This is a genomic window from Komagataeibacter oboediens, assembly GCF_018491655.1.
Taxonomy (GTDB): Bacteria; Pseudomonadota; Alphaproteobacteria; order Acetobacterales; family Acetobacteraceae; genus Komagataeibacter; species Komagataeibacter oboediens.
The window spans coordinates 1-21,831 of record NZ_JABLUU010000028.1 but is presented as its reverse complement, the minus strand read 5'-3'; the positions used below and the strand labels follow the sequence as shown (position 1 = coordinate 21,831).

15 protein-coding genes and 1 pseudogene are annotated in these 21,831 nt (G+C 56.5%); 6 read left to right on the top strand and 10 right to left on the bottom strand.

Going from position 1 to position 21,831, the window contains the following annotated elements; genetic code table 11:
- Window positions 1-451: 451 nt before the first annotated feature.
- Window positions 452-1,795, top strand: coding sequence for a hypothetical protein (locus HNO79_RS15730; protein WP_214165859.1), 1,344 nt, complete (start codon window positions 452-454; stop codon window positions 1,793-1,795).
- Between the two features lie 569 nt (window positions 1,796-2,364).
- Here HNO79_RS15730 and HNO79_RS15725 read toward each other — a convergent pair.
- The 3 genes from HNO79_RS15725 to HNO79_RS15715 all read right to left on the bottom strand — a co-directional run bounded on the left by HNO79_RS15725 (window position 2,365) and on the right by HNO79_RS15715 (window position 5,280).
- Window positions 2,365-3,273, bottom strand: a complete 909-nt coding sequence (locus HNO79_RS15725) for a hypothetical protein (protein ID WP_214165858.1) — start codon at window positions 3,271-3,273, stop codon at window positions 2,365-2,367.
- Window positions 3,245-4,009, bottom strand: coding sequence for a hypothetical protein (locus HNO79_RS15720; protein ID WP_214165857.1), 765 nt, complete (start codon window positions 4,007-4,009; stop codon window positions 3,245-3,247). The genes HNO79_RS15725 and HNO79_RS15720 overlap by 29 nt, the downstream gene beginning before the upstream one ends.
- A gap of 617 nt (window positions 4,010-4,626) precedes the next feature.
- Window positions 4,627-5,280, bottom strand: a complete 654-nt coding sequence (locus tag HNO79_RS15715) for an SOS response-associated peptidase (RefSeq protein ID WP_214165856.1) — start codon at window positions 5,278-5,280, stop codon at window positions 4,627-4,629.
- Window positions 5,281-5,544: 264 nt separating this feature from the next.
- On the opposite strand from HNO79_RS15715, the gene HNO79_RS15710 reads away from it, so the two are divergent.
- From HNO79_RS15710 to HNO79_RS15700, 3 genes and pseudogenes are all read left to right on the top strand, one after another.
- Window positions 5,545-6,321 (top strand): ImuA family protein, encoded by a 777-nt coding sequence (locus HNO79_RS15710; RefSeq protein WP_214165855.1) that lies wholly within the window; start codon window positions 5,545-5,547, stop codon window positions 6,319-6,321.
- Window positions 6,221-7,759: a Y-family DNA polymerase gene (locus tag HNO79_RS15705; protein WP_275954938.1), complete on the top strand. Its 1,539-nt coding sequence runs from the start codon at window positions 6,221-6,223 to the stop codon at window positions 7,757-7,759. Before HNO79_RS15710 ends, HNO79_RS15705 begins: the two co-directional genes overlap by 101 nt.
- Window positions 7,756-10,923, top strand: a pseudogene (locus HNO79_RS15700) (error-prone DNA polymerase). The gene HNO79_RS15705 and the pseudogene HNO79_RS15700 overlap by 4 nt, the downstream one beginning before the upstream one ends.
- Window positions 10,924-11,104: 181 nt before the next feature.
- Here HNO79_RS15700 and HNO79_RS15695 read toward each other — a convergent pair.
- A complete protein-coding gene (locus HNO79_RS15695) occupies window positions 11,105-12,010 on the bottom strand; it encodes a hypothetical protein (protein WP_214165854.1) in 906 nt (301 codons plus the stop codon).
- Between the two features lie 323 nt (window positions 12,011-12,333).
- Between HNO79_RS15695 and HNO79_RS15690 the strand changes: the two genes are divergently transcribed.
- A complete protein-coding gene (locus HNO79_RS15690; protein WP_214165853.1) occupies window positions 12,334-13,239 on the top strand; it encodes an HNH endonuclease in 906 nt (301 codons plus the stop codon).
- Window positions 13,240-13,609: 370 nt separating this feature from the next.
- Here HNO79_RS15690 and HNO79_RS15685 read toward each other — a convergent pair whose 3' ends face one another.
- Genes HNO79_RS15685 through HNO79_RS15660 form a run of 6 tightly spaced genes read right to left on the bottom strand, consistent with a single transcriptional unit; the run spans window position 13,610 to window position 21,150 of the window.
- Window positions 13,610-17,005 (bottom strand): DEAD/DEAH box helicase family protein, encoded by a 3,396-nt coding sequence (locus HNO79_RS15685; protein WP_214165852.1) that lies wholly within the window; start codon window positions 17,003-17,005, stop codon window positions 13,610-13,612.
- Window positions 17,002-17,145 (bottom strand): hypothetical protein, encoded by a 144-nt coding sequence (locus tag HNO79_RS15680; protein WP_214165851.1) that lies wholly within the window; start codon window positions 17,143-17,145, stop codon window positions 17,002-17,004. The genes HNO79_RS15685 and HNO79_RS15680 overlap by 4 nt, the downstream gene beginning before the upstream one ends.
- 7 nt (window positions 17,146-17,152) lie before the next feature.
- Window positions 17,153-18,115 carry a hypothetical protein gene (locus HNO79_RS15675; protein WP_244987582.1) on the bottom strand — a complete coding sequence of 321 codons (963 nt, stop codon included), beginning with the start codon at window positions 18,113-18,115 and terminating at the stop codon, window positions 17,153-17,155.
- 35 nt (window positions 18,116-18,150) lie between these two features.
- The gene (locus tag HNO79_RS15670) at window positions 18,151-19,302 is read right to left on the bottom strand and encodes a restriction endonuclease subunit S (protein WP_214165849.1); all 1,152 of its coding nucleotides are present in this window, start codon (window positions 19,300-19,302) and stop codon (window positions 18,151-18,153) included.
- Window positions 19,299-20,837, bottom strand: coding sequence for a type I restriction-modification system subunit M (locus HNO79_RS15665; RefSeq protein WP_214165848.1), 1,539 nt, complete (start codon window positions 20,835-20,837; stop codon window positions 19,299-19,301). The genes HNO79_RS15670 and HNO79_RS15665 overlap by 4 nt, the downstream gene beginning before the upstream one ends.
- A gap of 28 nt (window positions 20,838-20,865) precedes the next feature.
- The gene (locus HNO79_RS15660) at window positions 20,866-21,150 is read right to left on the bottom strand and encodes a HigA family addiction module antitoxin (protein ID WP_214165847.1); all 285 of its coding nucleotides are present in this window, start codon (window positions 21,148-21,150) and stop codon (window positions 20,866-20,868) included.
- Window positions 21,151-21,536: 386 nt separating this feature from the next.
- On the opposite strand from HNO79_RS15660, the gene HNO79_RS15655 reads away from it, so the two are divergent.
- On the top strand, window positions 21,537-21,831 hold a 295-nt coding region (locus tag HNO79_RS15655), incomplete at its 3' end, for a transposase (protein WP_214165846.1).

The following is a 21,831-nucleotide window of genomic DNA, read 5'->3' as shown; positions in this document are numbered from 1 at the left end:
GGTCGTTGTCGGGCAAACGAAACGGATTCATCGTATAAATAATGAACCAGGTCGGTGCGAGTTGCCAGTCTGGCTTTGCGATGCAGGGACGATCTCCGTCCCGCGTCCTTCATTGTAATGTCGGCTATCGCCCTCATGTCGGACGTAGATGGCTGTGAGCAGCGCTCCGCATAGCGGACGCTCCATAATGCGTACGGTAACGCGCCAACGCCATTGGGCACGTGATTAACCGCGAAGCCAGTGGCTCATAATCACATCGTTGGAATGGCGGCACGGCAGCAATTGAAGATAGCTTATTAAACCCCAAAAGCTATACGAACGAGCGGATCCTCCTCACTAAGTCTTTTGGTCACCACACCCAGATAGCATATATCAAGATGAGGAGCTGTCAGCGCGTTCGGGACAGGGTCATGACTACCGCCTACCATTCTAAAAATGGGATACCGTTGAAATGAGTGAAACTCAGTCCTTTAAAATTCCTCCTATTACCGAGACTGACTTGGATACCGTAATTGTAAATGCTGGCGGAAGCAGGCTTCATCCAGACCATGATCGCCGCGATAAGGTCGGGGCAGACTACCGGCTAGGCGAGGCCCTCATTGAACTCAAATTCCTAGACCAAGAAGGTCTCGATAAAGTCGGGCGACAGAAGAAAATTCATAAGCTTTTCGAGGAAATAAATCCAGACCAGCTTGCGATCACTCTCGATCGTGACAATCTTCAGGCTCGTAATCAAAGACAATTTGATAGTATCATGAGAGGCCCTATTCAGACGGCTGTTAAGAAAGCAAATGATCAGCTAAAACAATCCAGATCTGAATTTTCCGACACTAAATGCTCCGTGCTGCTCATTATTAATAATAACTATTCATCACTTGATCATGAATACCTCTGTAATCTAGTTTTAAATCGAGTTCGGCAGGACACAAGCCACATTGATACTGTCGTTGTGGGTGGAGTTTACTTTTATCTCGACGGTGAAGATGGCACTATATTTAGCCCCATGCAACCCTTCAAAGTCAGAACAATTTTCAACGAGTTTAATCGGCTGAAGGCATCTTGGGAGGCCTTTACCGACAGCTTTGTGGAAAAGCTTACGCAACCAGCATCCAAGGCCGATCGGACAAAGGGCCCACTCGCCGAAAAACAATTTAAGGTCGGCAACGTGAGTTATAATCGGCCAGTACCTGGTGGTCAATTTCTAGAGAAGCTCCTTTCCCAAAGCGTCGTATCTAAATCTTATGCAGATAAAGAAACATCGGTCTACGTCGCAAAAACGTTGCCTCAGATCTCGAGACATGAATGGTTTCTGTTTCGTAATCATCATGCTTTGAGCATTGAATTATTAGATAGCTTCGAAATGTGGATGATTCGAGAAAACAAAGCCCGGAAAGCTGCAATTCCGACGTGTCCGCTGGTGATGATGCCCATCACATCCAGCGGTTGGGTTGCGTGGTGCAACGAACTTGGGAAAAAAGAATCCATCTCGCAGTATGTAAATGATCTTTTTAAATCCCGTCTCGATCTGCTTAAATCTTGCGCGAAAGACATGCGAAGGTGCATTATATTGCCAGCTAGATACACGCTAGCCGTTACCAATGTCTTTGGGACAGACGAGGCAGCGGCTCTCTCAAGTATCTTTATCGTTGTCGAACGAGCCGACGGCAGCACTGATCGCCGTTGCGTAGTAGACATGGCTGGACTCTCTTCAGAGCACGCCATTGCTTTGGCGGCTGCGTATGCAATTCAAGAGAGAATAGAATCAGTCATGTGGGAGAAGAATTATGCAAGTTAGAATATTTTTCGTTTTTCAATGAGATGCTTTAAATAGGATCTGAAATTACCCTGCGGCGACCATATTAGGTATGTTATGAACGTCACGATTATAAAAAAAGGAAAACCCGTTATTATTTGTCGTTGAATGCCCCAAAGCCGACCTTCCGTTTGCCCCCTGAACTGCCTGTCCGCTCAAGGAACGTGAAGCGGACAGGCGGCAGACGCCTTCATGGCGGACATACGGTGGCTCGTATCGATTTCCGCATAGCGGACATAAGACACACGATCTCTCACGACCAAGTTGGCCAAAAGCGGAAGGTCGGCTTGTGGTCGGAGTTCGAGAAAAGCGGACAATAGCTCATCGTGTTATCGATGGACTTCGCGGCGCTTTGCCCCATCCTACTTCTTGCTATTTGATGCCGGTCGACGAACTCCACGATTTGGTTGCCCATTTATTACACCACGTAACTCCTCTCCGTCATTATCCTTGCTGCACAGCAGGCCATATCAAGGCCTAACTGCCTCTAGAATTCTCGAAATATAATATATGAATATATATTTTAGTTTCGTAATTTTTAATCGCCTTCATTAAAAAAAGAAGTCATGGATATCATTTAGCATTTTATTTATTTTCTCCATTATTTCTCGGAAAACTTCAGGCGCTGTTTTTTTGTCAAGACCAATATCCTTGTGTACTCGATCAAAACGCCCCCCTTTGGCGTGTGCAGCGCCACTAGAACGTAAATTCTGTAATAATCGCAGTAACTTAATATCTCGTACCCGATGCGGATAATTGTATTTCGTAAGATACCGCTCCAATTTTCCAATCCCTTTTTCGTCGGGAAGGGCTCCTCCACACGCGCTCACCAACTGAGATTCATTCAAATAATCAATCAAAAGCTTTACTAAAAATAGTATCTGATGATCAAATTCTCCCAAGTTGTTGGCAAATAAAAGCCTAACTTGCTTTATAATATGCGCATCTCCGGAATGAATTTCTCTAAATAGAGGCCATCCATTTTTCTTCATCCATTTTTCGTTTAATTTTTGATATAAATATTTAAATAGTAAATCAGGCTCACTTGGTATCGAAAACTTCGCATTGAACGAACGTTCGAAATTTACTTTGCTGGGCATTCTGTCACTAGGAGTCAAATTATAATTAACCCAATGTCTTTGCTCTTCAGATGACAAATCCCGCCCAAGATCACCTAGATAAACCATGACATGATCAGGTATATTGTTGTCTATTTGGATGCCCCACAACGATCCACACCTAACATAACCGTCTTCAACAGAATATTTTCCAGGATTATTATAGTATTTCTCCAAAACATCACGAGAAAACCATACAGGAGTTAAATAATGTGAATATTCCTCGTTCGATCCAAAGTAATTTGCTAAACAATCTGGGTCACATGTATTTTTTATAAGATTCCCCTCGGCATCAATCCCAACAATGAATTCTTTATATTCTTTTTTTTTCTGCATCCTCATAGGGCCATACGCCACATGCCTCTATAGGAGGCGCATAAATAATTTTTTTTCCAAGAAGTCGAGAGAACGTCTTCCCAGAAATAATTCCATCACCAAACCCTAAAGAATAACATCTATCTTTTGATGAAAACTCGACAGGCTCGACTAAATTATTTACCTCTAAAAGAGAAAGATCAGAATTCGCCCTATGATCAAAAAACACAGCTAAATTCATCTGACGGGCAGCAAGATATTTTTTCAAAAATGAAGTCAGAACACGAACTTTTTTGTCTCCAATCTCGGCGACAATAACCTCATTTCCCCGCCCATCTATATAAATGAAATTATTACTATTTTTGTCAAAGTATAAATTATGAAAAAGGCGAAACTCTTCACTTAGGTCAAATTGATCTGGTTTAATTCCATGGAAATTACGACAATATACAAGTGGCTCTACGTTATCCATCCCAAATCTATCATAGGTGGTAATATCACCACCCCTCATGTCGTGTCTCTGTGTAAAGCTTGGCATTCCCTGACCTACAGATAGATCCCACGTTTTACGAGATAAGGCAGCCTCTGTTTGATTTTCATTTAAAATGGCGGAATAGAAAAATTTATCTACTTTAGAATTTTTATCATATTCATAAATTACCGTCCACTCTACACATCCGATACTATCTATCTCAGATATGTTTTTAAATTGCGCAATATGCGCAAGAGCATTTTCTTCCTCACGATCAAACTGCGCGGACAATTCAGGTGGCAACCTCGGCACTGGCGATACTCCAAATATATCATCGGATTTATTATCCTACTTTGGACCATAGTCATTCCAATAACCATATTGATTTTTCTTGATTGCAAGACATGCCGATGTCTGATGTCAAGCCTCAACATATTTGGTCATCTTTTCCGCTCTCATCCTATGCCCCATCACGCCTTTGGGGTGGAGAAATTCGCGCACGTCATTTCCTCCACTCCCAGGCCGCTTCTTTCCCGTCAGCCTCATCTTACCGGCCTCACTTCAATCCAGAAACAGGCCACATCGACAGGGATGTTTTTATGATCAACACTAGAAGTCGCTATACCTGCACGCCTACTCAGGTCCCCCGCCCGCATCCTGCGCACCTATCTGCTAGGGGCGAAGCCGCTGAACTGATTGGGGCCTCGGTTCGCACATTGGAAAAATACCGCTGCACCAGCGGCGGTCCACCGGTCCTGCGATTTCTAGGCACGATATGGGTAGTCCGGTTGGGGAGGGATTCGTTATAGGAATAAAAGCATTTATGAATGTTAGCACTGCTAGTGGCAGCTTTTGATCACTCCTCACTCATAGCGGACATTCACCTTCCCCCCCGCCAAAGGTGTCATTTAATAACTGCCTACCGGGGGAGCATGTACCATCTTTAGGGCGTTGTCGGGCAGGGGGGGGGGCTGTAGTTGTAGCGCATCGTCCAAGGGCCCCATCATCCACAGATCCAGTTCTTCCTGCCGGGTCAGGATGACCGGCATGACTTTCGGATGAATGGCGCCGACTTCCCGATTGGCAGTGGTGGTCAGGAAGCCGAACAGGTCATCCGTCGTCTCGCCATCCGCCAGTTTTCGTACTGACGTCCACCGGCACCAGATCCCTGCAAAGAAAGCCAGCGGCTCCCCATCGCTACGGGCAAACCAGACGGGCCTGCTGGTCCCATCCGGCAGGCGCTCCGGTTCGGAAAAGGCCGTGAGCGGCACCAGGCAGCGATGCGCGACACTTTCCCAGCGTTTCCACCAGGTCGAGGTCGGATTGCGGATATTGGTCACACCCCGATCGACCCTGTGGCCTTTCAGGTAGCCCGGCGGCGTGGGCATGCCCCAGCGCGCCATGACCAGTTCACGCCCATCCGGCGCGTTCCGCACGATGGGCGCCATGGTGTTGGGCCAGATCTCGGGCAGGGGGCGGAGATTGCCGGTGCGGTCGGTCATGACCCGGGCCGCCTCCCGGATCGCCTGCTGACTGCTGGTCATCGCATAGAGGTTGCACATCACGCCGTCCTTTCGCGAGTCCGGATATGGGTGTCCTGCCGGACGGTATCCACCCTGCACGAAGGGGATGGCCGGACTGTTCCTGATAAACCCCTGCAATCCAGACAGTTTTCATCGAGCCTAGATCGGACGGCAAGCCTGTGCCCGCGTCCGGATCACAGCCGCTTTTCCAGGATGGGTTGACATTCGTCACCGTACCAGAACAAATAACGAACACAATCACTGATTCTGTGTCAGAAACACCCGAATGGACTGTCCGACCCCATGCCTGCACCCGAACCCCGTCCCGCGCTGGAGGCGCTGAGAGCACAGGTCAGCCGCCTCGAAGGCCAGGGCCGGCGCAGGCGGGGAGTACTGCCCTTCGGCATGCCCGAGATTGACGGTCGCCTGCCAGATGGCGGCCTGGCGCTAGGTGCGCTGCATGAGGTGGCAGGCGGCGGCCATGACGCCCTGAATGCAGCGGCATCCGGGCTGTTTTCCGCCGGGATCGCAGCGCGAACACGCGGAAAGGTGCTGTGGATCGCCAACCGCCAGGACCTGTATGCCCCGGCACTGCAGCAGGTCGGCCTGTCGGCGCGACGGACCATCTATGTTGCGGCCAGTTCGGACGTCGATGTCCTGGCCTGTTTCGAGGAAGCATTGCGCCATCAGGGGCTGGGCGCGGTTGTCGCCGAGGTCGCCCGCCTGTCCATGACCGCCTCGCGCCGCCTGCAACTGGCGGCCGAGACATCCGGGGCGCTGGGCATCGCCATACGGCGCTGGCGGCGGCAGACGGATGCCGCGGATTTCGGCCAGCCCACGGCGTCGTTCACCCGGTGGCGGGTCTCGGTCCTGCCATCCGTGCCGCTGCCAGTGCCCGGCGTCGGCCGGTCCCGTTGGCTGCTGGAACTGATCCGTGCCCGCGCGGGCGAATGCGCCGATTTCGAAGTGGAGGCCTGTGATGCCAAAGGGAGACTGGCGCCGTGTCGTCTCGCTCTACCTGCCGCTCTGGCCGACAGACCGGCTCAGGAAGCGGCTGGGGACCGACGCGCCCGCGCCTGACCGCCCGCTGGTGCTGGCCGGGCGGTCGGGGCGGCGACGGGTCATCCTGTCGGTCGATCTCGCCGCCCGCAGGCTGGGTCTGCGTCCCGGCGCGCCTGTCGCGAAAGCGCAGGCGCTCCATCCCTATCTGCTCATCATGGATGCCGACCCGGACGGTGACCGGGCAGGGCTGGAGCGGCTGGCGCTATGGTTCCAGCACCGCATCGCCCCCATCGTGGCCCCCGATCCGCCAGACGGCATCGTGCTGGATACGACGGGTGCCGATCACCTGCATGGGGGCGAGGCCGTCATGCTGGAGAACATGGTCACGCGCCTGAAGGAGTCCGGGATCACGGCCCGGGCCGCGATTGCCGATACATGGGGTGTCGCTCATGCGCTGGCGCGCTATGGCCGGGGACCCATCACCCTCGTGCCGCCCGGTGAAACGGCGGCAGCGATCACCGACCTGCCCATCGAAGCCCTGCGCATGCCAGCCGACCTCATCGATGGTCTCCATGGACTGGGCATATCACGCATCGGCCCGCTGGCCGGCATGCCGCGCGCGCCGCTGACCCTGCGCTTCGGTCCGGATGTCGCCCGCAGGCTGGACCAGGCTTTCGGGCGGCAGGCGGAAGCCATTGTCCCGGTCCGGCTGCAGGCGCCGGTGCAGGTCAGCCAGAACTTTGCCGAACCGATCAGCGCCGCCGAGACCATAGCCCGCTACATCACCAAACTCGTGCCGCCCCTGTGCGCCGGGCTGGAGGAACGCGAGCAGGGCGTGCGCCGCCTTGACCTGCTGCTGCACCGGGTGGACAGCCGCACCGAGGCCGTCCGCGTGGCAACGGCCATGCCGGTGCGGGACGTCAGACGCCTAACCCGTCTGCTCTGTGACAGGATCGAGACCATCGATCCGGGCTTCGGGATCGAGCGCATGGTGCTGACCGCGTCGTTGGCCGAGCCGATCCTGCACCGCCAGGGTGTATCCGCCCTGATCGAGGAGGAAGAGGCCGACGTCTCCGACCTGATCGATACCCTGGCCAACCGCGTCGGCACGCAGGCCCTGTATCGCTTTGCCCCAGTGGAAAGCGACGCGCCCGAACGGGCTGTCTGCCGCGTGCCCGCCCTCGCACCCGAAGACGCAAAGGACTGGCCGGATCACTGGCCACGCCCCACGCGCCTGCTGCCCCGTCCTGAGCCGATCCAGACCATGGCAGTGCTGCCCGACCATCCGCCGGTCTTCTTCATCTGGCGCGGCATCCGCCGCCGGATCAGATGCGCTGATGGCCCCGAGCGCGTGTTTGGCGAATGGTGGAAAGGAGATGCTGAACTGACCACCGTGCGGGATTATTTCCGGGTGGAAGATAGGAGCGGGGAGACATTCTGGGTTTACCGGACCGGGGATGGCGAACATGGCGAGACCGGTTCGCAGGGCTGGTTCCTGCACGGTCTCTTTGAATGAGCGTGCCATACGCCGAACTGCAGGTGACGAGTTATTTCTCCTTCCTGCGCGGCGCGTCCTCACCGATTGAACTGTTCGAGCAGGCAAAGGCCCTTGGCATTGAAGCGCTGGGCATCTGCGACCGCAATTCCCTGGCGGGCATGGTGCAGGCCCATGTCGCCGCGAAAGAGACCGGCATCCGCCTGGTCGTGGGCTGCCGTCTCGATCTGGCCGATTTCGCGCCCGTGCTGGTCTATCCGACGGACCGAGCCGCCTATGGTTGCCTGTGCCGGCTGCTCACCCTTGGCAAGGCCCGGGCGGGGAAGGGGAAATGCCATCTGCTCTGGGAGGATCTGGTGGCATGGGGCGAAGGGCTCCTTGTGATCCTGCTCCCGGATACGGCGGATGATGCCTGCGCCCTGCATCTGCGCAAGCTGCAGGACGCCTTTGCCGACCGGGCCTACATGGCGCTGACCCTGCGGCGCCGGCCCAATGACCAGATGCGGCTGTATGAACTGGCGAACATCGCCCATCAGGCGCGGGTGCCAGCGGTCGTGACCAATGACGTGCTGTTCCACACCCATGACCGGCGCATCCTGCAGGATGTGGTGACCTGCATCCGCAACCACACCACCATCGACGAAGCCGGGTTCGCGCGTGAGCGCCATGCGGACCGCTACCTCAAGCCGCCTGCAGAAATGGCCCGGCTGTTCAGCCGCTATCCCGAAGCGGTGGCCCGGACCATGGAGATCGTGGAGCGCTGCCGCTTCAGCCTTGATGACCTGGCCTACCAGTATCCCGACGAGGTGTCCGTCCCGGGCCAGTCGCCGCAGCAGGCGCTGGAAGCCCTGACCTGGGAAGGGGCGGCAACGGCCTATCCCGAGGGCATTCAGCCCGAGGTCAGGAAAACCCTCGACCATGAACTCGCCCTGATCGGGCGCATGGATTACGCGCCGTATTTCCTCACCGTCCACAGCATCGTCCGTTACGCCCGATCACAGGGCATCCTGTGCCAGGGGCGGGGATCGGCGGCCAATTCCGCTGTCTGCTACGTGCTGGGCATTACCGCCATCGATCCGGCACGGACATCGCTGCTCTTCGAACGGTTCGTCTCCGAAGAGCGCCGCGAGCCGCCCGATATTGACGTGGATTTCGAACATGCGCGCCGGGAGCAGGTCATCCAGTGGATTTATGGTCATTATGGCCGCAACCACGCTGCCCTTACCGCCGTGGTGACGCGTTATCGCGCGAAAGGGGCGTTGCGCGATGTCGGCAAGGTCATGGGCTTGCCCGAAGACCTGATCCGTACCCTGTCCGGCCAGATCTGGGGCTGGGGGCGGAAGCTGGATGAGGGCGCGTTGAATGAGACGGGGATCGACCTGTCCGACCGGCGCATCCGGCTGACGCTGGATCTGGCGCGCTGCCTGATCGGCGTGCCGCGCCACCTGTCGCAGCATCCCGGCGGGTTTGTCCTGACCCATGATCGGCTGGATGAGCTGGTGCCGATCGAACCGGCAGCCATGGACGCTCGCCAGATCATCGAATGGGACAAGGACGATATCGATGTCCTGAAATTCATGAAGGTCGATGTGCTGGCGCTGGGCATGCTGACCTGCATGAAGAAGGGACTGGATCTTCTGGCTGAACACAAGGGGCAGCATTACACGCTGCAGACCATCCCGGCCGAGGATCCGCGCACCTATGCCATGATCAGGAAAGCCGACACGATCGGGGTGTTCCAGATCGAGAGCCGGGCGCAGATGTCCATGCTGCCGCGGCTCAGGCCCCGGGTGTTCTATGATCTGGTGATCGAGGTGGCCATCGTCCGGCCCGGCCCCATCCAGGGCGACATGGTGCATCCCTATCTGCGCAGGCGGGCCGGGCAGGAAAAGGAAATCTACCCGACACCGGAACTCGAAAAGGTGCTCAGGAAGACGCTGGGCATTCCGCTGTTTTAGGAACAGGTGATGCAGGTGGCCATGGTCTGCGCCGGGTTTTCGGCGTCCGAGGCTGATCAATTGCGCCGCGCGATGGCGACGTTCAAGAATACCGGCACGGTCTCGCGCTTCCGCACGCGGCTGATCGAGGGCATGACGGCGCGCGGTTATCCCGAGACCTTTGCCGAGCGTATCTTCCAGCAGCTTGAGGGGTTTGGCAGTTACGGCTTTCCCGAAAGCCATGCCGCCAGCTTCGCCATTCTGGCCTATTCGTCATCGTGGATGAAATGCACCCATCCGGATGTGTTTCTGGCAGCACTCCTGAACAGCCAGCCGATGGGATTCTACGCCCCGGCCCAGCTTGTGCGCGACGCGCGCGAGCACGGGGTCGAGATCCGGCCGGTCTGCATCAACGCCTCGCGCTGGGACAGCATACTTGAAGGCCCGGAGCGGAATGACGGGCTGTTTGCCGTCCGTCTGGGCATGAACCTGGTGAAAGGGCTGGCCAATGAGGATGCGGCCCGGATCGTGGCGGCGCGGGGCGACCGGCCCTTTGCCTCGGTCGACGATCTGTGGCGCAGGGCAGGGGTGAAGGGGGTAGCCCTGACCCATCTGGCCGAGGCGGACGCTTTCCGGCCGGGGCTGGGTCTGGCCCGGCGCGAAGCGCTTTGGGCGATCAAGGCACTACGTGACGAACCCCTGCCGCTGTTTGCCGCAGCCGCCGTCATGCGTGAAGCGGAAGAACCTGATGTGCTGCTCCAGCCCATGCGGGACGGGGCCGAGGTCGCGCGCGATTACAACCGCACCGGCCTGACCCTGCGGGATCATCCCGTGGCTTTCCTGCGCCCTGATCTCATCGAACGCGGGATGGTGACGTGTCGGCAGGCCCTGGAGGCCCGGGACAGGAGCAGCCTGTCGGTGGCAGGATTGGTGCTGGTCCGTCAGCGGCCCGGTTCGGCCGAGGGGGTGGTGTTCATGACGCTGGAAGACGAAACAGCGGCGATCAACGTGATCATCTGGCCTGATATGTTCGAGCGCTTTCGTCGTGTGGTCCTGTCAGGCCAGATGCTGGGGGTTGTCGGACGGTTGCAGAAGGAAGGGGAGGTGGTGCATCTGGTAGCGCGTGAGATTATGGATCTCTCCTTTCTGCTGGCCGATGTGGGAAATCGGTCGTTGCACGCTTTCTCCGACCTTGAACAGGGTCGCTTGCGAGAAAATATCGTGGTTAAGGCACGAAATTTCCATTGAATGTTGTGTCGGAAGGATAATTCACGTTCGCGATGCCCGTTTGCGTCCTCACTCGAGGCTTGCAGTGCTCGTGGTTATTTTTTTCGTATAGCGGACATGCACAGCTCATATAGACAATTGTGCTCGGCTATCAGCTCAACTTTCATCAAACCAATAAAAAGAAACGGTTTCTATCATTCTATCATTCGCTACGTAGGTCATTACCACGCAGAGCCATGAGCCATTCTTCAAATTCGTCAGTTCCATATTTATTTTTGGCCAGATTACAGGCCAGATGAGTTATGTGAACATTCTGTTCATCATATGATTCATTATTACTATCTATTCGGTCCGCAGAGGGCTGAAGCATTTTATTCTTTGTTCCCGGCAACAGAAGACCACCGCATAGGGCGCATAGTCCGCGTTGATCGACCTGCCATTTTCGAGTCAGCATTGAGAAAAGATCGGATATGTTTGGAGCCGTGCGATTGGCATTGGTGACAACGCGTTGGGTGCCACCGGTACGCACACGATTGATAATGAGGTCGGCCATCCGCGTTGCTTCTTCACGGATACTTTTGGGCGTTTCGGAAACACTGGCCCGGATGTTGATATAAGCTTGCACATCAGGCGATAAATGTAGTGCCAACGGAGTAATCGGCAACGCCATAACCGCTGCGCGCTCTTTGCCGATAGCTTCGACAATGCCCCCGCGGTTTTCCATCAGCGCGAACTGGCGATAGGCGTTTGGAATGACGTCATGAGCCTTCGGATAAGGCGGCCCTTCCATTACTGCCGCCTTGAGAACAGCCATGGCGTGGGGCCACTGCTCGCCTAAGTTCGACCAGAAATTTTTCGATATGATCCGGCGCGTTTCAAGTACCTGACTTGGTTCGATCATGACAGCTGCGAGCAGTCGGCCACGATGTTCGGGATCTTCGGTCAGATTACCATTAAGTGTTCCGACATAGATCAGAATATCACGCCCAGGGACAAACTCCTGTCTCAGCATAGTCCCTACGGAAGAGCGAGAGAATGAAACACATGGCCATTCGTCACTGATTTGACCAAAAACGCTTTTTAAAAATACGCGTCCATCGGGTTTCATTAAGTCCCTGACTTGCATTAATCGCCTCGCTCTCTGGATCAAATTAAGAGTAATACTCAATTCATATTATTTTCTAATCACTTGAAGAAACGCTATTTTATCATATCATCCACCTGTTTTTTACCCGATACGAAGGGGACCCATCTATTCAGCGAGAATGGCGCAGACATGCAACAGTCGCCTTCTTTTGACATAACGACCTTCAGGCAGCGCATCGGATAGCGGACATAACCTATTCAAGTTTATCGTGCTGCGGACGCCAGCTATTGCTATGAACTGAGACATGCCTATCCTCGTCGGTTCCAAGCAGCGGAGGGCAAAGAGTGAACGGGGTATTCGATACTCGCGCCGGTACGACCTATGATGACGAGATTGTCTCGAAGTACCACTTTCCTGATCGTTACCTGCTCACCGCACTGGACTGCCTCGGGGATTGGATCCTCTATCGGGAACCTCGTCGCAACGGCGGCCGCAGTGGCTACGTCGCGGTCGCCAAGGTCATTGCCGTCGAACCCGATCCCGCCCGGCCAGGCTATAGCTACGCCAGGATGGAGGGCTACCTCGAATTCGATACTGTCGTTCCGTTGGAGGGCCCCGACGGGCCGTTCGAGGAACGCCTTCGAGCGCTTGAACCTACCAGACGGGGCGCCGCCCTGCAGGGTAGATCGATCCGGACGATCTCGCCGGCTGACTTTGGTGCGATTGTCCGGAGGGGGCTCGATGCCACGCTCGCGCCCACCAATGCGCGGCGGCTCGAACTCGATCCGATCCATGTGGACCAACCGACGCGCGATCTGCTAGAGGCACCGCCGCCAGACCAGGCCCGACGCATTGAGCAGGTTCTTGTCAACCGCCAAATCAGGGATGCTGCCTTCCGTCGCCAAGTCATTGATGCGTACGATGGACGCTGCTGTGTGACCGGGTTGCGGCTCATCAACGGCGGAGGCAAGGCGGAGGCACAGGCGGCCCATATCCAAGCGGTTGCTGACGGTGGGCCGAACATCGTCAGGAACGGCATCGCTCTCTCGGCAACAGTCCACTGGCTCTTTGACCGCCATCTCATCTCTTTGACGGACGATTTGGGCCTGCTCGTCGCTCACAACCGCATCCCGAGCGAATTGAGCAGTCTGTTTGGTCGACAAATGGAACGGATTATCCTGCCGAGGGATCCTGCCTATCACCCGCATCTGCTCTACGTCCGCAGGCACCGGGAGCGGTTCGCGGGCTGAGCAGTGCGTCGACTATGCCGAGGCGGCTTACGCCTCATCCCAGACATTCCGTCCGTAAGCGATGTTCCCTTAAGCCGACATCGATAAGTAGATTTCTGCGCGGCAACATTGTGGGAACTGAACGCACGACAGGGCAGGTGGAGAGACCAAAAATGCCACCTGCGGACACTAAACGTCTCGTCATTATGATGCGATCATCATCCTATAACGCTACCTGCCTAACAATGATCCTCTGACGCCAGTTCGTGCGTGATTATGAGCGCCGCATCGACGTGTCACAGTGAATGGGCCCAGAATTTATATCTAGGGGCAGCTGCTTTGGTGGGCATAAGAGATGTGTTTTTGATATGCAACAATGAGAAATAGTTCATCACGCAGCAACAGCGTCGTTCAGAGTTCTCACAATCTGAATAATCTCTTTAGCCTGCTCTCGGTCGAAGAGACCGGCGATGCCCATGTCGTCCAGATCGGTGAACGGACTCTCGTAGAAGCTGGCCGGATCGACATATCCAGCCTCCGTTAGACTATTGATAACCAAGTCTAGGAATTCGGTCTGGTCGGCATTCAACTGGTGTAGCCCCACGAATGTGCTGAAAGCCTCCTTCGCGGCAGCTTTGTCCAAGCCAGTCAATGACCGCAAGAAGCGGCCGAGGCCTCCCTCCACGTCGAGGTCAGCGATGAGGGTATCATTCGCGATTTCCTGCTCGATCAGTATGCGCTGCAGCTCTTCGAGATCCTGCTTGGTCAGGGGCTCACCTCGGCGGACCTTGATCAGGGTGATGTGGTCACGATGATCGTCTATGAAGCGACGGACTTTCATCTTGAAGCGCGCCTTGTCCACGCCGCTGCCCACCTCCGGCATGGTGACCTCGGTCCCTTCGCCGATTTCATCCTCGAAGTCGGTGACGACCACCTTGCGCTCCGCAGGCTTGATGAGTTCAGCCAGGTGTCGAAGGCGTCGACGCACGGTCTCCAGAATCTCCGGTGTGATGTCTTCCCAGAAGGTATCAGTCTGAATGTCGAGAATCAGCTCCATTTCCTTCGCCACGAGAGGCACGTTGTCGATGCCTTCCAGCGCTGAAGCGAAGTCGATGATCCGCATCTGGAGCCGGGTGAAGGCTCCGGTCTGCTTTAGCAGCTCTAGCTGTGTGGTCAAAAGCAATAGGTCGAACTGCTTAGCGGGCAGATTGCCATCCTCGAAGGCCGTTGGCAGCCCGGCGACCTCCTCGATCAGCGTCAGCCGGTCGTCGAGGGTCAGGTTGTCCCAGCCCTTCGGGTCGCGGAACTTCTCGACACTCCGCCGCTTGGCCCGGACGATGAAGTTGTCCAGTGGCATGCCAAGTATCTCGTCATGGAGCCGCCTTTTGATGTCCTTGATCAGCACCTCGTGCGGCTCGCCAGCGTCTGCCAGGGCCTCGATCAGTTCGACGCGTGAGTCGAACAGTCGCTCGCCTAGCGGCTTGGCCGTGGGACCATCAGTCTTGTTGAGGTTTTCTTGGAAGAACTCAAGGTTCTGGCAGTAGTCGAAGATGACGAACTGCTGCTTGTCCTCGCCTGGCCCGAACAGATCGGGGCACAGGCGGGTGCCTCGACCGACCATCTGCCAGAACTTGGTCTTGGACCTGACGATCTTGAAAAAGACGAGGTTCACGACCTCGGGCACGTCGATGCCGGTATCCAGCATGTCGACCGAAACCGCGATGTGTGGGGCCTTGTCCGCCTCGGAGAAGTCGTCAATCAGCGACTGGGCGTAGCTGACGCTGTAATCGATCAACTGGGCGAATTGCCCCTTGTAGTACGGATAGGCCTCATTAAAGCGGTCGACGATGAACCGGGCGTGCTTGCTGTTCTTGGCGAAGATGATCGTCTTGCCCAGCCGGTCGCCCCCCTCGACCTTGATCCCGTTGCGCATCAGGTGCTCCAGCACCTTGTCGACCGTGTCCTTGTTGAAAAGCCACTTGTTCAGGTCGGCACTTTCGACGCGGTCCCGCTCTGTGCCTTCCTCGTCCCACTCGATGGCGTCCCAGGCTTCCTTCTCTTCGTCGGTCAGCTGATCGTAGTCGATGCCGTCGCGCTGGAACTTCAGCGGCACGGAGATGGTAGTCGGCGGTACGAGGTAACCATCGCCCACGGCATCATCGAGGTCATAAGCGTCGGTTGGCACGCCCTTCTCGAGCCCGAACAGAGAATAGGTGTCCTTGTCGATCTCATCGCGCGGTGTCGCGGTCAGACCGACCAGCAGGCTGTCGAAGTAATCGAAGATCGCCCGGTATTTGCGGTAGACCGACCGGTGCGCCTCGTCGATCACGATCAGGTCGAAGTGACCAGGGCCATAACGCTTTTCGCCGCCCTTGCTCTCTTCGATCAGCCCCATCATTGTCGGATAGGTCGATAGGCAGACCCGCGCTCCGGCGTGGTCATTCTTCTTGGTGTCGTGTCGCTCAAGCAGGTTGGCCGAGGGCGTCGAGGGCAGATGCGTCTTGAACGCTCCGTGTGCCTGCTTCACCAAGGCGATCCGGTCGGCCAAGAAGAGCACGCGCTTCACCCGGTTGGCGCGCATCAGCTGGTCGATCAGGGCGATGACGGTCCGGGTCTTGCCGCTGCCCGTGGCCATGACCAGCAGGGCCTTGCGTTGAGCGTCGCGTTCGATAGCCTCCCCCACACGGCGAATGGCGCGCTGCTGGTAATGGCGCCCCGCAATCTCCGGGTCTACATCGACCTTCGCCAAGGGGCGGACGTTCTCGCGACGCTGCAAGAGCAGCTGCAACTCATCCTTCTTCAGAAACCCCGAGATCCGTCGCGGCGGATAGGCCTGGTCGTCCCAGATCCAGTGCTCATAGCCGTTACTGGTGAAAATTACCGGGCGGCGACCGTATCGCTTTTCCAGACAGTCTGCGTAGAGCTTCGCCTGCTGCTGCCCCGTCCGGCTGTCTTTTTTCGTTCGCTTGGCCTCGACCAAACCCAGAGGCTTCCCGTCGTCACCCCAGAGCACGTAGTCGACGTAACCGTCACCGCTCTGGGTGGGCATGCCCGTCACGGCGAACTCCCGGTCCCGCTCTTGATCGAGAGGCCAGCCCGCCTCGCTCAGAAGCAGGTCGATGAGGTTGTCGCGGGTCTCGGCCTCGCCGTAATCATGGTCGTCCTGCACCGTGCTGTTGGCCTTGCGCAGTGCGGCCATTTCCGCCCGAACGGCGGCTAGCTCCGCATCCAGCTTGGCGCGTCCCTCTTCAGAGGCACGAAGGGCTTCCTCGGCGTCCGCCGCGCGCTTGCGCTCGGCCTTGATGTCCGCTTCAATCTTCTGAATCTGCGCCACGGTGCTGGCGGTGATTGTCAGCGACTTCTCCAACTTCCCAGCATCGAAGGTCAGCGCCGGGTCCGGGCGCTTGATCTTTGCGTAGGTCCGGGCAATCCAGTAGCAGACATGGAACAGCTCGCGCACACAGGCGCTGGCATCATAGGCGCTCAGCGGCTTGCCGGTGTCATGGGCGGCGCGGTTGCCCTGGTCCTTGATGTAACGGGCCTTGATGACGACGGCGGGGCCGGTCAGCGCCGCCAGGCTCGGCTCTGCAATCATCGCGGCCAACGTGTCGGTGTAGACGGTCCGCAGCGCCGGGTCGGTCCGGTAGAGCCACTTCAGCGCCGTCTCAAGCGTCAGCCGCGCCCAGAAGCACGCGCCCCTTGGGTCAGACAACGCGTGGGTCTCGGCTTTGCTCGCCGTTTTAAAGAGAGCTGGAAAGTCTGCTGACAGAAAACTGAACTGGCTCATGTATCAGCCCCTTTAAAATCGAATTCCGTTTCACCCAGAATAGCTTGATCAAGAGAGAAATCGGCTCCTGTGGTCACGAGCTGACATATTTCCCTTTGGACGGAATAAATTTTGGCAGCACGGGTAAAACTGGTGGTCATGCAATCCTCAATCCAAATAAATCTTCTCTGGATCCATGGAGGGACTCAAATAAGGGGAAAGCCCTGTCAAAATCACAGATATCGAAAGGAGATCGCGCATATCAACTTCACGCAGTTGGCTGGCTGGAGTACCGCCGTGGCGAATTCCCGGATAGTCGGACGCAAAGCCATAGATGGCTTTTGCGGCCTCCATGACCTTGTTGTGAGGCCACACACCCGCCTTGTTGCACATTGCACCGAAGGTGTTCGCCTTCTGGCCTTGCGGAATGCGGTTTTCCATAGCGGCATTATAGGCAAGTATATTTGGGTGCTGGGATAACATAGCTTCGAGCAGATTGAACTGAGCCGCAATGCACTGCTTCACTTTCCGAGGCGACCGCTCGTCGTGCAGATCTCGGATTGACTCTTCAAAGGCCACCATTAGCTCGGCCAGAGCGGCATCTTGAGCGCTGGATAACTTCAGATCTCGCAGCATCTTTGTGAATAGCCCTGGAAGCGTTGGATATATCGCCATCCTACGATTGAAGGACGGTCGGCGGACATCATAGCGAAGGCTGAACTTCTCAATGAAAGTCTGGACGGCAACGAAGTACGTGTTCGACAGTTGATCACCACCGGCGTCGTCAAAGGGTTTGAAGGCCTTTTCCAGAGTTTCGACAATGGCATACTCCGAGGGGGCGTCGTTGAAGAAATCGCAGATATAATCCCGGGCGAGCTCGTCGTCTGGATTGGAGTTGTTAAAGGGTTCGAGAGCAGCCCGATATCGCTCCATGGCCTCCTCAAATGCGATCCATTTATCAATATCTTCGGGCAGATAAATTGCGCCGGTATCATTATAATCTTGGTAGGTTGGTTCGACTGGTGGCGCGGGCCTTGGCAATGCCGACTGAAAAATGTCCAGCCAAAGGTCTTCGACCTCGATTTCGTTCTCTTCAATGAACTCAAACAAAGGTTCGAAGACCTCGGCCATCAGAAGGCTTTGGACTCCCAGAAACTCACCTCGCATCAAAGCTCTCCCCGGAAGGCGCGGTGTTGAAGGGAGGCGAAGAGGGTGTTGCTTTCGGCTATTGCCGCTTCGAACTTGAGTCGCTCCTTGTCGACCTCGGCCAGTCGGTTGGAGAAAGCGTCTTGCAATTGGCGTGGCGGGATCGGCAGCGAGATCTTGCACAGCTCTTTAGCATTGATGTTGGCCATGCCGATAATGCTTTTGCACATTCCGCGCAGGGTGGCCTTTCCATAAGCCGAATTCAGCACCGCCGAAATATATTCCGTGTTCCCCTCCGCATTTGCACGCAGTCGGACAAGATAACCTGCAAAGGCCATAGGCGACTGCCCTCGATAGACCGCGGTCTTTCCTACAAGGTCAGGACTGTTGGTGCGGTTGAACAGCATGTCGCCTGCGACAACCGTGTATTTTGCAAAATCCGAGGCCTTGAGGTCCATGTATTTCAGAGACGCGAGATCCATTCGGCCGTCATATGTCAGGTTATTCATTCGCAATACTGGAAGTGGCCCAGTTTCGCTGGCTTTCTCACTTGTCCCGTATTGGGTTTCTGCAGCCAGGTCGCCGATTGTTCCCCTCCGAAAACCCATTGAGTTCTGTGCCACATCCCCAAACATCTCATGAAAGATGGCTTGGCCGAGGGTGTCCAGTTTGTCGAGGGCGCGGGTGCGGAGGCGGCAGAGATCTGCTGCCTGATCCAGTATCCCCGCAATCCGTTTCTGCTCCTCCAGCGGCGGGAGAGGAATTTCTATACGTTTGGCCTGAGCTTTAGTCAGCTTGGCCCTAGTGCTACCATTAATGAAGGGGCCGACATCGTAGTTTTCGAGCACCCGGGTGAGGAATCTAATATCGATGCACGCCTTTGGGCGCAGGACGTGGGCGTGGTTGTTCACCCAAATCTTCCCATTCACACGGTAAGCGATGCCACGGTCGGGATCTCCGAAGTGTCCGCCGTCCTCGGCAACCAAAACTAGCGGCTCGTCGAAAAGGTATCCGTCAATAGTACCTTGTTGGCCATTCGCGCCGTAGTATGGGTAAATTCCCTCGACGCGCTCCGACTGTTTAACAGGCTTTCTCCTGTGATCGAGAAATTCCACGACTTCATCAAGAGGAACCACCGGAAAGGCGGCTCGTACAATCTCTCGCGTGATCATCCCAACAACCCCTCAAGCCGATCCAGCCCCTCGACAATCTCGGCCTCCAGCGCGCGCAGCTCGGCGATGATCTCGGCGGGGGCGGCGTGGGTGACCTCCTCGTGTTCGATCTCCTTGTAGCGGTTCAGCGACAGGTCCCATGATCCGGTGGCGATGATGTCCGCCGCGGGCACGACAAAGCTCTGTGCGGTGCGGAGCCGCGTGGCCTCGGCGTCCCGATCACCCCAGCGGGCGAGGATGTCGGGCAGGTTGTTTTTCGCATGTTCCTCGTCCGTCAGCGTCTGCGCTGGGCAGACGCCGAGCTTCTCCGCATCCAGCAGCGGCGTCCGCTTGTCATCGAGGCTGAAACCGTCCGCCGTCATGTCGTAGAACCACACGCCCTCCGTACCGCCGACGCCGGTCTTGGTGAAGACCACGATGGCGCAGGACACACCGGCATAGGGGCGGAAGACGCCTGAGGGTAGTTTGATGATGGCGTCGAGCTTGTGTTCCTCGACCAGCATCTTGCGAATGTCCTTGTGAGCGGTCGACGAACCAAAGAGCACCCCGTCCGGCACGACCACCGCCGCGCGCCCGCCGATCCGCAACTGCCGAAGGAAGAGCGCCATGAAAAGCAGTTCGGTCTTCTTGGTCTTGACGATCTTCAGGAGGTCCTTGGCCGTGGTGTCATAGTCGAGCGATCCGGCAAAGGGCGGGTTGGCAAGGATCAGGGAATAGGCGCCCGCGTCGGTGCCATGTTCCTCGGCCAGACTATCGCGGTAGGAGACATCGGCGTTCTCGACCCCGTGCAGGGTCATGTTCATCGCGCCGATCCGCAGCATGGTCGCATCAAAATCGAAGCCGTGAAACATACTGTTGTGGAAGTGGTCGCGGGTTTGCTTTTTTCGCAACATCTCCGGGTGGTGGCCGCGCAGGTATTCGCCCGCCGCCACGAGGAAGCCGCAGGTGCCTGCCGCCGGGTCGCAGATGGTATCACCGGGCTGGGGCTTCATGATGTTGACCATCAGCTCGATGATGTGGCGGGGCGTGCGGAACTGGCCGTTCGTGCCTGCGCTGGCGATCTTGCCCAGCATGTATTCGTAGACGTCGCCCTTCGTATCACGGTCGTCCATGGGGATGTCGTCGAGCATCTGCACGACCTTGGCCAGCAGGTTGGCGTTGGAGAAACCAAGCCGCGCGTCCTTCATGTGGGTGCCGTAGGACGATCCTTCCTCACCTAGCTGGCGCAGGAAGGGGAAGACGTGCTCATCCACGATGCGCATCATCTCTCGGGCCTCGAAATGCTTGAAGCGGGACCAGCGGAGATTGTCGTAGGGCTCGCCCTTGTCGTCGGCCCCTTCGGGGAAGATACGGCGGGCGATGGGAAGGCCGAGGTCTTCTGACTTGCGCTCCTCAACCGTCTGGAGGTCGTCAAGCCGCTTGATGAACATGAGGAAGGTGAGCTGTTCGATCACGGAAAGCGGGTTGGAGACCCCGCCGGACCAGAACGCGTTCCAGATCTGGTCTATCTGGGTTTTGATTGTGCCTGTGATCACTTGCTGCCTGCTGTAATTGTCGCGCGGTTCATGTGCATGAGGGGCGCCTTGTAAATGACCGGACTTCGATCTCATGGGCGCGGGCCATGACCGTTTCCAGTTCGTGGTTCATTTGCCGTTCCATCCAGCACCGGGCGGAGGTGCCGAATGCCTTTTCAAGGCGTAGCGCCATCTCCGGCGAGATGCCGGACCGCCCATTCAGGAGGTTGCTGAGAGTCTGACGGTTGCACCCGAGCACCCGTGCGGCATTGGTGACGGACAGGCCGTTGGGATCAAGGCACTCTTGGCGAACAAGGATTCCGGGATGGGTCATGCCTGCTCCTCCATTGCTGAAACCGTAGAGTGATAATCAACGGTTATCAATAGGTCGTCGTGCGCATAGTCGCGTGAATTAGTGGATAGGCGCACATTCCACGTAGCCAAGATGCCGGTCAGAATGACAATTGGGACGGAATGTCCGCTTTTACCTTGTGGCAAGGCTGCGTTCGCACGCGCGGCTAACATTCCGGTATTGCCCTTTGAGGCGGAGCCTGCCGCTACGTTGTGCCTAGTGTGCTAGCCAACTATGGGCCGCAACGACCTCGCCATGGCTGCGAGGCTGATGGCCTAGGGCGTGTCGTCAGTTAGCATCTTGCGCTATGAGGCTTGTACCCGCATTTGATCTGTGATGTTTTCTCTCGGTTTTCAGGGAGAGAATGAATGCGACGATATGGCCTGAGTGACAGCCAGTGGGAACGGATAAAAGATCTTCTCCCGGGTCGTGAAGGTCATGTCGGCGGAACGGCCGCCGATAACCGTCTGTTTGTGGAAGCCGTGCTGTATCGCTACCGTGCAGGCATTCCCTTGCGTGACCTGCCGGCGCGGTTCGGGGATTGGAAGAGTGTTCACAGACGTCTGCGCCGCTGGTGCGAAAGCGGTGTCATCGAGCAGGTTTTCCGGCATCTGGCCGCCGATCGTGACAACGGATATATGATGATCGATAGCACGATTGTCT